Origin of the sequence: Thalassotalea nanhaiensis, assembly GCF_031583575.1 — a bacterium.
In the GTDB taxonomy this organism is placed as follows: Bacteria; Pseudomonadota; Gammaproteobacteria; order Enterobacterales; family Alteromonadaceae; genus Thalassotalea_A; species Thalassotalea_A nanhaiensis.
This window is the reverse complement of record NZ_CP134146.1, coordinates 696,794-711,363: the sequence shown is the minus strand read 5'-3', so window position 1 is coordinate 711,363 and position 14,570 is coordinate 696,794. Positions and strand designations below refer to the sequence as shown.

Genomic DNA, 14,570 nt, shown 5'->3' with positions numbered 1-14,570 from the left:
AAAAGGCATACTCATGAAAATATTTTTTAAGTCGAAAGCCATTCTTGCCTTGGCAATATTGTTCACCTGTTTAAGCACAAATGCCGAAGATAGCAAGCAACAAAAGAGTCATGACAAACCTAATATACTCTTTATCGCCTTTGATGATTTAAGGCCGCTAATTGGTGCTTATGGTGAGCCTGAGCCTATTACGCCAAACCTGGACGCATTCGCTAAAGATTCCGTATTATTTAACAAAGCTTACGTCAGCTATCCATTATGTAACCCATCACGTGCTTCAATGTTGACCGGCGTGCGTTTTGATTTACAAAGCGACAATTGGAAAGACAATAAACACCCAAAGCTTATTGCAAAACAAGATACATGGCCGGGTGTGTTAAAAGACAATGGCTATTGGACGGCAACGCGCGGCAAGCTTTATCACGGAAAAATACCAGGTAACGATAAGTCATCTTGGGATATTGGTGGTAAATTTTGGGGAAAAATTCAAGATGGTGGTCCGGAAATATTAAAGAAAATTGTTGAAATGGGCGGTCGTGAAGACCAAATCCAAATTTATAAAGACAAAGGCGCAGGCCCAGGCTCACTTATGTATGCTGCAGTTGATGGCCCTGATGAGATATTAAACGATGGCAAGGTAGCGAAGGATGTTATCGATTTTATTAAAAATAAACGCGATAAAAACAAACCGTTTATGATCGCCAGTGGTTTTGCTCGTCCTCATATGCCTTGGGTAGCACCGAAAAAATATTTTGATATGTACCCAGAAGATGCAGGCAAACTTGCCCCCTTTCCTAAAGGCGCAAAAGCAGCTTTTGATATGGAGAAATACAAAAGTAAAACTAGAGACCATGGCTGGAACGAAGGTGTAGATGATAAAACTGCTCAAAAGCTTATCAGAGGCTATATGGCCAGCACCACCTATGCCGATGCTCAAATGGGTAAAGTAATCCAAGCGCTAAAAGAAGAAGGCTTATATGAAAACACTGTCATCGTAGTTTGGGGCGATCATGGCTACCACCTTACCGACCACGGTCTATGGCGTAAAAACACACCATTTCTTATTTCATTGCGCAGCCCTCTAATGATTAAAACCCCGAGCACCAGAGGTGGCCAAGTTGTAGAAAATATTGTTCAAAATATTGATATTTATCCGACACTTATGGAGCTAACTGGCAGCAAGATAGATAAAAACATTAAACTTCACGGTAAGTCCCTTGTGCCTTTACTTCACAATGAAGAAGTTGATTGGCAAAATATTGCCCATACTAGCGCTAAAGGTAGTCATGGCGTGATAACTGATAAGTATCGTTTTACCCAAATGAAAGACGGCGAACTGCATTTGTATGACCTTGAACAAGACCCACATGAGTGGAATAACTTAGCAAGTGACGCCAAATATGCCAGTTTGATTAAAGACTTTTTAGGAAAGATGAGTAAAGTGGTTTGGAATAAGCCCTAATTTGCATTACGACTCTACAGCCAAAAAAGCCAATATCACTATTCGATTTTGGCTTTTTAACGTTATTTAACCCTCATAACGTCAGCTAATAGAGCGTAAAGTAAGCTCCCCTACTTCATACTTTCTCTTAGTTCAGTTTCTGCTTTTTCATTCCAATAACCAGCACCTAACTCGATAAACACCGAGGTATAAGGTAGGGTTAAGTCTGTTTTTAAAATCAATACGTTAAATAGATCACTACTGGCATCTAACTTCTTAATAATATCCATATGCGGTAAGCGTTGAATATCTTTACCAGCTAAGACTTTATCAAGTGTTTCTCTGTATTCGCTTATACCTTTGGCATTATGCTCAGCAACATAACTTAGCTCTTTGTCGACATAGATAGTACCATTTACATGTGCGGCACTTTCGACAGCTTTAAGAACTTCTTTAACCACGGCAATTTGGCTCTCGCCAGTATAAATTGTGGTGATACCCGGATTGCTTTGTTGCGGGTAGGCTGAATCGGCAATAACAATAAAATTGCGATGACCAAGCACAGGCAGATTGTTAGCAAGCTCGCTACGCCAATCTTGTTGCTCTTCTGCAGCGTTTGCTACTGACACTAAGTTCGGCGCCAGAGCAGAGGCAATAAGCAGTGCACCACTAAGTAATAAAGTAAATTTTTTCATCTTGGTTTACCTTTTATTTTTATTCTTTATAGCGTCCACAGTGATACATCATCAATTAAACCAATGAAGTTTTTAACTGGCACTGTTTTCAAAGCATTACTGCTATAACCTTTGCCACCAACAGTAAAACGCATACTTTGATTTAGCTTGATTGGTGCATCACCGCCGGTTTGGTTTGCACTCACAATTTTGCCATCTATTTCAATAATTAATTGCGACAGTTTAGCGTTGTCATGTGGCATGCTCACCTTAATGCGATGCCACTTGCCATCGTTGAGTTTATTCGAGTCAGCTTTAAGCATTTTTTTATCTGATATAGCAACCGTTGCCACACCGTTATCTAGGTATAAATTTAGAAAGTCTCTAGCTCTATTGCCCCAAATAGTTGCGGTATTAATGAGTATTTGGTTCGCTTTAGAGTCTGTTTTAAAAGACAACTCATATGCGACAGCATGTTTTCCTTGCAGTGGCCCCATGGCAAAAACCGCCATACGTGAATCTTGTGAAAACTGCCCTGCATTACCATTCTTGCTTGCTACAATAGCAACCTTGTGATGTAGTGCGTCATACTGGCTACCAAAACTGCCATTATTGGCAATTGTTCTATTTACACGTTTGCCATCGATAACATAACTGCTTTTCTTTTCGCTAAGTCCATTTATTGGGCGATCGATTTCAGCAAAATCTTGCTCAAAATCAAAATTCAGAAGTTTTGATTTTGTTTCAAGCAATGCCAACTCACCGGTTGCCTTAATAACTGTTTTGGATTCAGATTTATCAACGCTTAATGTTCCTGCTTCTCGGTAATTTCCATCCGAGGTATCCTCGCCATAATGACGATACAAGGTCATATCAATTTTATCATCGCTAACATCTATGGTTTGGAAGTTGGTAAAGAAATTTCCACGTGTTACCACTTGTAGTAAGTCTGATTCAGGATCTTTTGTTACCGTATTGGCATGCACTTCGCCAGCAAAATAAATATCAACGTTGTACTTTCGCATTAATTGCCAAAACGGATTATCGATACCATTATCGATAAGCATGCCACTGCTACTTACTTTGCGAACAGGGTAAATTACGGGTAAATGCGACTGCACAAATATATGCTTTATCGAAGAGTCTTTACGCGCCTCAGACAATACCGACTCTAGCCATTGTAAATGTGGTCCAACAACGGTACCAGTTACTGTACCTTGCTCACCAAGCGATGTTTGATAATCTTGTTGATGAAACACATCCATGGTGACAAATAATGCATTTTTATGCTGATGAGCATAAGATGTATCTTGATATTTTGTTCCTAAAGGTCTTGAGTTTGCACTACCAATTTTTTCATTGAACTTAAACTCACTACCATCTTTTGTGTAGTTAAATGCATTAGCAAAACTTTCTCTAAATTCAGCTTGGTATTTAGATACATCCGATCCAACAGGCCAAGGGTTATCTCCGACTTCATGATCGCCTACTGCCATCAGTAAGTTTGGATAACCACCGCGTTCAAAGGTATCTATCATGCCTTCATAACAAAGCTTTCCAGCTTGTAAAATAGACTGCTTTGGCGTTAATTTAGCATTAAATTTCTTTATAAATTTAGGCGTATCCCAATGACCACCGTTACTGTCGCCTGGCAAAATAATAAGATCGCCGCCAAAGTCACGCTTCATCAACTTTAATGTATCAATGTTTTGATCAACTGATGCTGGGTAATCTTTGAAGCGTTCACCCATAATATGTTTTTCAGCCCAATGCCAGTCGGCAAGGCTGAGGAAACGCCACGAGGCGCCTTGGTTATTTTCACTATTCGTTTCCTGTGCATTAACACCCGCGACTAATGACGATCCCACCAGAGATAGTGCAATGACTGTTTTGTTAAATGTCGATATCTTCATAGTTTAAATTTTACAACTCTATTGTTAATGTTTCGTTAGCGCTAAGTACTAGTGGCTGATTAAAGCTTAAAGTGATGTCTTTTCCCTCACGTGATATTGACGCTTTACCATGCGATGAGCTCACCGTTGGAGGGATATTATTAGCAACTAATCCTCTTGTTCCTGACCTTAGCGAAAGCGTATTAAGGGTTAACTTACCGTAATGTAATTTAAGCGTAATGCTCTGACCTTTTTGTTCAAAAGCTCCCCAACCTTCTGCGCTGGTAAAGGCTGATTTAAAGTTGCCCTTGTCTGTCATTCTTGGTTTAAAGCCTAAATGCCCTTTCGGGCTATCACTTTCAAAACCGGCTGCGGCTAAATATACGCCATAAGAGGCCATCGCGCGGGCGTAGTGATCAGAACATTCAATCTCATTAAACGGATTACGTTTACTGCCATGGTATCTGTCATGAATCGCACGAGTAATCGCCAGACCTTTGGTTAAAAACTCAGGATCGTGATCACTTTCCCAAACCATATGGCCGGCAACTTGATATTCAAAGCCCGTCATACATTCTTGAAAATAACCATATTGCCAATATTTTTCCCAGTCGCCTTGGCGGCCGCCTTTGGGCCAAGTACACATAACTAAGCCAGCTTCACCTGCAAGTGCATAAGTACGACCTTTTGCACTTGGTGTTTCAATTGAATCTCTAAAAGGCCCCATATCTGGGCAAAAGTTATAATCCCAAAGACTTGAGAGCGCAGAACGAATGGTTTTTCCGTCATAAAGGCGGCCAAGGTTTAGCTGGTTAGCCCACCATTGCCCCATCACTTGGTCAATATAACAACCTTCACCTATACCAATCGCATCAGCATGGTTCGGGTCAATTTCTTGGGTAAAAAAGCCATGTTTAGGGTTAAACAATTTCAAAATATTTTTTTGCCCTTGCTGATAAATACCTGAACAGAGTTTGGCAAACTCTTTATCATCCATGACCTTTGCCATCTCTTCACCAGCGCGCAACGCAGCAATATACAGTGAGCTTAATACCGGTATTTTCCCATACCATTCTGCATCTAAGGTGTTGTGTTGTTCACCTTCTGGAATACCGTCAGGCATACCGCCTTGAGCATCTACTAAAATGAGATATTGCAGCGCTTTTTTAGCGTTCGGCCAAACACGTTTTAAAAACTCAGAATCGGGGCTCATTTGATGTTCGCGGTAGGTTCTTAATATAACGCCAGCTTGACCATCAGTGGCGTCTTTATTGTTATATTCACCCCGAAAAAGAATCGCGCCATTGTCTTTAAAGCCAATTCCGTAATCGGTTCGTTCGCGTAAATCTCTTTCTAAATTAGGAAACAAACGACCAACCGCTTGTGCATAATGCCAAACGTGGGTACAGGTACCGGCACAACATCCCACACCTTCCCACGCCCAAAAACGATTGTTATCAAATCGATAAGCAGTATTAGTTTGTAGAGCATTGGTTGGAATAATTGCCCGCTCTAGTAACCAGTGAGGCAAGGTACTGTCGTACCATGTATCACGCCAAAGCTTGGTTAGACTGGTTAACTCAGTAATAGAATTCGCCACATCTAAGGCTACTGCTTTTGCATCATCATATTTGCTAGCGTACCAACGCTTAATATTTTTATGTTCTTTTTTATAAAGTGCGGTTTGATTTGGAAAAAACCAAGAAACAATAAAGGTTACTTCTTTTGTTTCACCAGGCTTAAGTTCTAAATTTGCTGTTAACTTGGCTAATTCTGAGTCAATAGCCACAGAGCTCTTACTATCAAGGCACATCATAGAAAACGAACCAAAGTCTGGCAGAGTGTTGATCGCCTGTTGTGCTGTCGAGTCATTACCTACTGCGGTGGAAATAAAGCCAACACCGCCTTGATCTACATACTTTGATGTTAATAAATGGGCATTTTGTTGCTCTGCTTTGTTTTGAAGAACGGGATTTTCTGACCAGCCTTCTACCGACAAGCGCATTGCATTGGTACTCTTATTAGTGAATACATAACGCATGATAGTTGCAGGATAACTTGAACGATCGGTATCAAGTGGAATATAAGGAGTCATTGCCTCAAGCTCAACATTTATTTTTGTTGAAGCATCATAGTAATTAATGTCAGCAATTGGCGCTTGTCCCTTAAAGCTAATATCACTAAAGCCATTATGATCTAACGTACGACGAACTTTGTTTTTACCTTGTTCAATGGCAACAGCAAAGCCCTGCTCAAAATGCCATGGGCTTGTTTGCGCAGGTGGGCTAATATAATTGGCACCATTACGTTCTTTAATTTTGTTATCACCGTGCTCATTTCTAAGCGTCGGATGTTCATAAACTTGCGGCACAACACCTTCGTGCTGTTCGTTAAATATATCCCATACCCATAACTTGCCATCACCACCAATATAAACAGTACCTGTACCAATACCACTTATAGGCATACCTATATATTGCAGTTGTTGCCAACCTTTGTAGGTGGTGGCTTTTCCTCGAGCATAGAGTGATTCAACCCAGTCAGCACTAAGCTTTTTATCTATGGGAATAGGTCCATCAGTAGTTGGCCCTGTAGGCTCCTTTGAAAAAGGCCCCGCCATAGCAGGCATAGTAAATGCCCCTGTCATAGTCGCCATACCAGCGCCAATACCTTTTAATAGTTGCCGTCTATTCACCTTGGGTGCACAGGTTTCATTCGCTGCACAACATGAAGATTTGGTTTGGCTAGAATTGTTTTTATTGGTCATTTTTGATTCTGCTTTTTATTTTGTTTCTGATACTCTTTCACTCTTTTGGCTTGCTCTTTTTTAGCCATTAGCAAACCTTTAAAAGCTGGTTCATCGGCTAACTCACTTTCCCAAGCAGCCATTTCACCTTGCTGTTTATTAAAGGTTTCTGTTTTAGCTTTATAAAGATTAGTGGATTCAGATAAGTCTTTGTCTAAATCATATAAATGTTTTTGCTGGTTTCTCTTAAACAAAATGGTTTTATTATCACCACGACGAGCAGCAACTATGCCCTTGTCGAAATTACGCCAAAACAATACATCGTGAGGTTGCCCTTTGTTTTCACCGGTAACAAATGGCAGTAAGTTAACACCATCTAGTGGTTTGTCTTTGGCAATTGGTGCGTTAGTTAAATCGGCAAAAGTGGCCATAATATCGAGAGAACTTATAGGATTGGAGTATTCAATGCCTGCCGGTACTTTACCTGGCCAGCGCATGGCAAATGGAACATGTATTCCACCTTCAAAATAGTCACCTTTATGGCCTCTTAATTCACCGTTATCTGAGGCATTTTTAGATTCTGGGCCGCCATTATCTGAAAGAAAAAATACTAAGGTATTATCATCAATACCAAGCTCATCTAATGTCGCCAGAACACGACCTACGCCATCATCAACCGCAGTGATCATCGCAGCATAGGTTCTGCGTTTACCTTTTGGAATATGTTTATTGCGATCTAGGTATTCCTGACTCGCTTGCAGTGGAGTATGAGGTGCATTGTAAGAAAGGTATAAGAAAAATGGGTTGTCTTTTTCTCGTTTAATAAATTCAACAGCAGCAGTTGATAGCTCATCCGTTAAATATTCATCGGTCTCTATGCGCGTTTGGTTTTCTAATAATTTGGTGTAATACCAAGACGTCCAAACTTTTTTAGGATTCTCTTGATTTAAGCCTTCACTTATATCTTTGTAAATTAAATCTTCAGGAAAATAGCGATGGCCGCCAGCAAGAAAACCATAGAAATGATCAAAGCCACGATTATTAGGATGCAGTTTAGGGTGTGAACCCATATGCCATTTACCGATAATGCTAGACGTATAACCCACAGGTTTTAATACCTCAGAAATCATTTTTTCATCTAGTGGCATGCCAGAATTAATATCAGTTGGATCCATATGCGGGTTACGGTCAAAACCAAAACGACCTTGATATCTTCCTGTTAATAAACCAGCACGACTGGGACCACATACGGCATAAGTAACATAACCGTTATTGAATTTTGTACCTTCATTGGCAATACGATCGATATGCGGCGTTATAATATCTTTACTGCCATTAAAGCCAACATCAGCATAGCCCTGATCATCAGTTAAAATTACAATAAAGTTAGGCTTTTCTTGTGCCAATACTTGTCCGTTTACCAATAGTAAACTTGCTAGCAAAATTCGTTTCATTATGTTCATTATTACATCTACTGTTAGTTAGTTTGTTGGTTCTAAGTTCTTTAATAGCCATACTCAATCTTAAAAAAGACTTCTATTCTTTCAAAAATAGAAGTCTTATATGAGTAACCAGTTAATCGAAGCAATTTTCCACGATCACTTAACGATTGAGACTAATGGGTTAATAATTTTCTTCAATTTTGACATCATCAAGGTGAGACGCTTGTTGACCAGCCTGTGGACGCCAATAATACAGTTTGATCAAATCCATGTTCGCACCTGTAGTGAAGGTTATTTGATGTTGGGTATATTCACTGTCATAAACATCAACTTTATCTATTGTGCTGTTATCAGCTCCATCTTTTACCCCTAACACAACTTTGCTGTTACCAGGATCTTCAACTTTTGCATAAGCAGTCACGGTATAGGAAGTATCCGGCTTAACTGCGATAAACTGGTTTGCTGAAGCGTTGCCATCTAACTGTAATGCCAAACTCCCACTGTGCACATCTGTAGATGTTGTAGTAACAGGATTCCAAGTGTTCCAATCGTTCAGCCCACTTTCAAAATCACCGTTTACCACCTCAGCGACAAATTCTTTTAATTGAATATCGTCAACAAATGCTGAAGCACCGTCACTAGGAGGTTGCCATACATAAATTTGCGCAGTAGTTTGACTTGCACCAGTTGTGAACACTAATTGATGCCGTGTATATGAAGTATCGTAAACCTCAATCCCTTCAATATCTTGTACTCCTAAAACAACCTGTTTACTGCTATCACTGGTTTTCAAATAAGCCGTCAAAGAATATGTGGTATTAGGTTGAACACTCACAACTTGGTTTATGGAGCCTTTATCGAGCATTTTTATTGCAGAATTACCTTGATAAACATCGTTGCTGATCACTTGCGGATTGTTCCACAAACTCCAATCATTTAGCCCTAGCTCAAAATCACCATTTGTGATTAAACTGGTTGGTGGTAATGCCTCAACGTTAAATTCAATCATAGTTAATGTATTTGGCTTAATTGTTGCCATATAGTTGCCCGTTGCAGCATCATTCCACAAACCGATATTAGAAATATCACCTGGGTCACTAAAGCGCTTGGCACTTTCAACCGACAAAATGTTGTAGTCCTCAAGCACAAAAATGGCATTTTCGTTGCTATCTCGTTTACTCAATAAATAGACATAGGCTTTATCACCTTTGATTACTGAGGTGGTCATAATGTTACTATCTGCAGATGTGCTGCTAACCACCTGACCATTCATGGTATGTTTATATAGCTCAAACACTTTCGCCATTGGCGCAGGGTTGTAGTTATCGTCAGAGTTCACCAAAAACTGAAATTCAGCAGTAGAACTTCCTGCCCATTGTGTGGTCCACATTGAGGCTAATTCTAAGCCGCCTTGAATAAATTGCATTTGCATTTCTGACGCCATTAAAGCCGTTTTAAATGCTGTATGTTCTGGATTAGTATTATGATCACCAGGAGCAATATTCCACTCTAACGACGCAAGCTTAATATGTGGTTTACCGAGTGAAGCAGTAAGTGAATTGAAAAAATCAATTTCCTCAATAAACGTACCACCGTCGTACCATTCGGTTTCGTTTTCCATAGGTGTCTTAGCCTTCCATGCATCCCAGGTAGAAATACCCCACTTCCAATACCAATGCACATCAATGTAATCAATATTATCACCAGCAACATTAATCAAGGTTGTATATGCACTAGTGTTGGTTCTGACTTTATCGGTCCAGTTGGCGATCAATTTAGCATCTGGTACTAAGGATTTTATTGCAGCAGCGTATATGTTTATTTGTTCTGCGTAGCTTTGTGGTGTCCACGCTTCACCATCACCATCGGGGTCTTTATTGTAACCATTACCATGGTGATACGTTTCGTTATCGAGATAAAAATATTTCACATCAAAGCCTTTCGATATACAGTAAGAAATCATATCTTTAGCTTCTTGTAACGCTTCGGCTTCCCGATCCCATTCTATCCCTGAGCTCATATTGATGCCTAGCATAGGCTCAGTACCCGCAGCATTGGTTAGCGCGATGTATTCATCCAAATCCATATATTCAGAAGGGTCTGCGTCGTTAGCAGAATTATATGAGGGATCCCATTTATCTATCCATCCAACACCGGTCAAATCATTCCAATGATACATAGTCGCAACAGTGCCACCTGGCCAACGTAAAAAGCTAGCGTCTATATCTTTGTATAGTTGTGTCATGGTGCCATCTGCGTAAATCACATCGGCTTCTTCTGAATAAACAAGCCCTTGCCCTTGGATCATTGGACTTACAGTGTGACTAACCTTGTTTCCATCAATATCAATTTGTACTGCGGCATTTACACTTGCGCTACAGGCGCACAGCAAAGCTGCAATAACAGGTAAACTTTTACTCATTACAATTCCTCATTATTTTTATTATTTGAGTCACCTTAATTAAGCTTTAATTTTATAAAAACCCAGTTTATCGGTGAGTATGTATGAGAAGACGAAGCTAAGTTGATTTTAAATTAAACAATAAGTACATATCACAATAAAAGAACTAACAGCTTCCACAGGTAATGCGACTGGCTGTGTGACCTAATGATTCAGTAATGTAAAACGAAATAACGACAGCTATATTTTTAAAAACTGCCAACTTTTCAAATCTCTCGCGATTTAATATAGTATTTATCATATTAATTTACAAGCACGTAGGAAAACGTTATCCTTTTGAATAATTAGTGATGCTTGAGTTTCAAATAATTAAAACAAAAACTCTTTGATTTTCCACGAGTGAAATACATCGTCAGCAAACGCATTAAAATAGACCAACGAGATATACCTATGAAAAAAATAAGTTTTTTGCAAATATCCTTAGCCTTTGCAACTTTCTGCTTGGCTAACTTTTATTTAGTCGCTGCAGAATCATCAGCGGTGCCTGACTGGGAGAACCCACAAATAATAGGTATCAATAAAGTGGCTGGACATGCATTCATTCGCCCTTTTGCTGATAAAGAAAATGCTGAAACTAATAAAAGCTCAACTCGCATTCAATCTCTAAATGGTAAATGGAAATTTAACTGGGTAGGACACCCTGATAAGCGCCCTACTGACTTTTATAAAACTGATCATGATGTAAGCGCCTGGGCAGAAATTGATGTACCCGGTAATTGGCAAACTCAAGGCTATGGCACACCAATTTATACCAATCATCCTTACCCATTTGCCAAAGACCAGCCTAGAGTAATGACCGAACCACCAAAGCATTACACTAACTTTGTTAATCGTAATCCGGTAGGCAGTTACAAGCGTAAATTCACTGTTGATAAAAGCTTAGCAAACCAACAGGTCTTCATTGAATTTCAAGGTGTTAAGTCAGCATTCTATTTATGGGTTAACGGTGAAAAGGTCGGTTATAGCCAAGGCAGTATGACTCCTGCTGAATTTGATATTAGTGAATATCTAGTTGACGGTGAGAATGACTTGGCTGTTGAAGTATATCGATGGTCAGATGGCAGTTACCTTGAAGGTCAAGATATGTGGCGCTTTAGCGGTATATTTAGAGACGTTAATTTAATTGCTCGTCCACAAGTTTATTTAGAAGATTTTCTTATTCGCACCGATCTTAAAAACAATTATCAAGACGCGACTTTAAATATTGATTTTGATCTAGCAAATTCTGATGATTCAAAGTCATTTCAAGATCATCAATTGCAAATGACTTTATATTCTCCAGATGGAGAATTACTTAGCGAACAATCAGCTAAAATAGAACAAAAACAAGGTGAACAATCAGGGAATATATCGTTAGATCTTAGCGATGTGAGTCTATGGAGCGCTGAATCCCCTACGCTTTATTCTATGATGTTAGCGGTTGTTGATAATGAGGGTAATGCACTTGAGTACATTCCTTGGTCGTTTGGTTTTAAAGAAACCAAGGTTGAAAACAACCAATTTTGGGTAAATGGTAAGTCTGTAAAAATCAAAGGCGTAAACCGCCATGAACATCATCCTAGAATGGGTCGTTATGTTGATTTAAAAACCATGGAGTTGGATATTAAATTAATGAAACAAGGTAACTTTAATTTAGTACGTACCAGTCACTACCCTAATGATCATCGTTGGTACGCACTTGCCAATGAATATGGTCTTTATGTACTTGATGATGCTAACCAAGAAAGTCATGGCTATAAAACGCGTAACAAAATACTTGGTGATAACCCTAACTGGACTATCGCCCATATTGATAGAGCAACCTCTATGGTACATACCAACAAAAACTATACGGCAATAGCCATTTGGTCATTAGGCAATGAAGGTGGTGCTGGGCGTAATTTTATGGCCATGCGAGAAGCAATATTAGCTATCGATAGTTCTCGTCCTCTTTTATCAGATACCGATGCAGAGGCATCTGATTTTGTTGAACGCAGTTATCGCACAACCACTGATGTGCATGAATATCTAAAGAAATCTAAAAAGGTTAACAAGCCATTTATTCAACGTGAATATGCCCACGCTATGGGTAATTCATTAGGTAATTTTCAAGAGCATTGGGATACAATTTACGCCAACGATAATTATGTAGGTGGTGCAATATGGGACTGGGTAGATCAAGGTCTTGCGCGAGTTAAAAATACTGCAATGGTAAGTTATGGCAGCGATCCTAAACAGCTAAGCTTAAACGATGAACGTGAAGTTTGGGCTTACGGTGGTGACTTTGGTGACAAACCTACCGACGCCGAATTTTTACTTAATGGCATTGTGTCTGCAGATAGAAAGCCGTTTCCAAGTTACTATGAAGCGAAAAAAGTTCAGCAAAATATTTGGTTCAAGCAAACCGAAAAACCGTTAACCATTAATATTAGCAACCGCTTTGATTTCACTGATTTGGCCAAATACGACTTTAAATGGCAAGTGAAAGATCAAGATAAAGTTATCGCTAAAGGTAACTTTAACGTTAGTGCTGCAGCCAAAGGGCAGACTGAATTTAGTATCCCTTTTAACGCCGACAGTGATAAACAATATGGTGAGCTATTGCTTGAAGTATCTGCGCATACAAAACAAAACGAAGTTTGGGCTGAAAAAGGTTTTGAAGTTGCCTTTGAGCAGTTTGTTATCAGTCCTTATCAATACGCTGTTATAGCTAAAAGCAATAACGCAACCATTGATGTAACAAAAACGGCTGATCACATTTTGGTTAATACAAATAATAAACAAATTAGTATTGATGCCATTACCGGAGAGATCAGTAGTTACCAAATTGGCAAGCAAGAGTTACTAGTTGAACCACTTGCGCCCTACTTTTGGAAACCGGTAAATAACAACCAAGGCCGTAATAAGTTTATTGAACGAATGGCTAACTGGATGAATGCCGCTGCGTATCGAAAAATCACTTCAATTAACACGAAAACACTCGATTCAAATCTCGTTGAGATAACAGTTAACGCTAAATTAATCGTTAATAATGCCGATTACAAACTGGTCTATTTAATTAATGATCAAGGCGATATTCAAGTACAGGCAGACTATATACCAGATGTTGCTCGAATAACTGAAAAGTACATGCCTAAATTTGGTATGCGTGTTGCCTTAGAGCCATCGCTAAGTGATATAAGTTGGTATGGTAGAGGACCATTTGAAAACTACCCAGATAGAAAAACCGCAGCCCGTATTGGCAACTACCAAAAATCGTTGACTGAGTTCCAGGTGCCTTATGTTTCGGCTACCGATAGCAGCAACCGCAGCGATGTTCGCAGTGCTGGTTTTGCTAACGAGCAAGTATCTTTACAAGTAACAGGCATGCAACCGTTTAACTTTAGAGCATGGTCACACAATGAAACCGACTTGTACTCTATTACTGATGTAAATGATAAATTTTCAGAAGCCGCGCGCATCAGGCGCAAGCATTACTATGACTTACCCGTTCGCCCATATATCAACGTGAACTTGGATTTAGCCATTCATGGCGTTGGTGGCGATCACAGTTGGGGGGCTAAAACCATGCAGAAATATCATGTAAGAGCTGATAAACCATTGAGCTTTAGCTTTATTATTCAAACCTCTACTTTTTAAAATCTATTAAAACGCCCTTATTTATCATATAAATAAGGGCGTTTTTTATAAATACTCAACAGAAAGTAATGTAAACAAGATGTTAACCACCTTATTTAATGCAAGGTTTTGTCTATTTTAAACGCTAAAAGAGTAATAATAGTAAACAGCTAAAAAATCCACTCCATTTAAAACACTTAAAATCTTACATATAAACGCTTATTTATCAAAACCTTAAACTACATATTGTTGACATTAAATAATGCTAAGGTTAAATTAAATCGCTTTATTTTATGATTTATACGATAAAAAGGTTT

Annotated in this window: 7 protein-coding genes; 2 read left to right on the top strand and 5 right to left on the bottom strand. The window is 39.2% G+C overall.

Annotation, left to right across the window (positions count from 1 at the left end; translation table 11 throughout):
* Window positions 1-13 precede the first annotated feature (13 nt).
* Complete coding sequence (locus tag RI845_RS03240) at window positions 14-1,462, top strand: sulfatase (RefSeq protein WP_348388324.1); 1,449 nt, start codon at window positions 14-16, stop codon at window positions 1,460-1,462.
* A 110-nt stretch (window positions 1,463-1,572) separates the two neighbouring features.
* Here RI845_RS03240 and RI845_RS03235 read toward each other — a convergent pair whose 3' ends face one another.
* The 5 genes from RI845_RS03235 to RI845_RS03215 form a co-directional block, all read right to left on the bottom strand.
* Window positions 1,573-2,136 carry an RbsD/FucU domain-containing protein gene (locus RI845_RS03235; protein ID WP_348388323.1) on the bottom strand — a complete coding sequence of 188 codons (564 nt, stop codon included), beginning with the start codon at window positions 2,134-2,136 and terminating at the stop codon, window positions 1,573-1,575.
* A gap of 26 nt (window positions 2,137-2,162) precedes the next feature.
* On the bottom strand, window positions 2,163-4,028 hold the full coding sequence (locus tag RI845_RS03230; protein ID WP_348388322.1) for a LamG domain-containing protein: 1,866 nt from the start codon (window positions 4,026-4,028) through the stop codon (window positions 2,163-2,165).
* Window positions 4,029-4,038: 10 nt separating this feature from the next.
* Window positions 4,039-6,774, bottom strand: coding sequence for a GH116 family glycosyl hydrolase (locus RI845_RS03225; RefSeq protein WP_348388321.1), 2,736 nt, complete (start codon window positions 6,772-6,774; stop codon window positions 4,039-4,041).
* A complete protein-coding gene (locus RI845_RS03220) occupies window positions 6,771-8,216 on the bottom strand; it encodes a sulfatase-like hydrolase/transferase (protein ID WP_348388320.1) in 1,446 nt (481 codons plus the stop codon). Before RI845_RS03220 ends, RI845_RS03225 begins: the two co-directional genes overlap by 4 nt.
* 160 nt (window positions 8,217-8,376) lie before the next feature.
* On the bottom strand, window positions 8,377-10,617 hold the full coding sequence (locus RI845_RS03215) for a carbohydrate binding domain-containing protein (protein ID WP_348388319.1): 2,241 nt from the start codon (window positions 10,615-10,617) through the stop codon (window positions 8,377-8,379).
* Between the two features lie 429 nt (window positions 10,618-11,046).
* On the opposite strand from RI845_RS03215, the gene RI845_RS03210 reads away from it, so the two are divergent.
* Window positions 11,047-14,274: a glycoside hydrolase family 2 TIM barrel-domain containing protein gene (locus RI845_RS03210; RefSeq protein WP_348388318.1), complete on the top strand. Its 3,228-nt coding sequence runs from the start codon at window positions 11,047-11,049 to the stop codon at window positions 14,272-14,274.
* Window positions 14,275-14,570: the final 296 nt, after the last annotated feature.

Bases quoted from the DNA above. Each gene is read 5' to 3' on its own strand.
- RI845_RS03240 (WP_348388324.1), top strand. From the start codon at position 14: ATGAAAATATTTTTTAAGTCGAAAGCCATTCTTGCCTTGGCAATATTG.
- RI845_RS03235 (WP_348388323.1), bottom strand. From the start codon at position 2,136: ATGAAAAAATTTACTTTATTACTTAGTGGTGCACTGCTTATTGCCTCT.
- RI845_RS03230 (WP_348388322.1), bottom strand. From the start codon at position 4,028: ATGAAGATATCGACATTTAACAAAACAGTCATTGCACTATCTCTGGTG.
- RI845_RS03225 (WP_348388321.1), bottom strand. From the start codon at position 6,774: ATGACCAATAAAAACAATTCTAGCCAAACCAAATCTTCATGTTGTGCA.
- RI845_RS03220 (WP_348388320.1), bottom strand. From the start codon at position 8,216: ATGAACATAATGAAACGAATTTTGCTAGCAAGTTTACTATTGGTAAAC.
- RI845_RS03215 (WP_348388319.1), bottom strand. From the start codon at position 10,617: ATGAGTAAAAGTTTACCTGTTATTGCAGCTTTGCTGTGCGCCTGTAGC.
- RI845_RS03210 (WP_348388318.1), top strand. From the start codon at position 11,047: ATGAAAAAAATAAGTTTTTTGCAAATATCCTTAGCCTTTGCAACTTTC.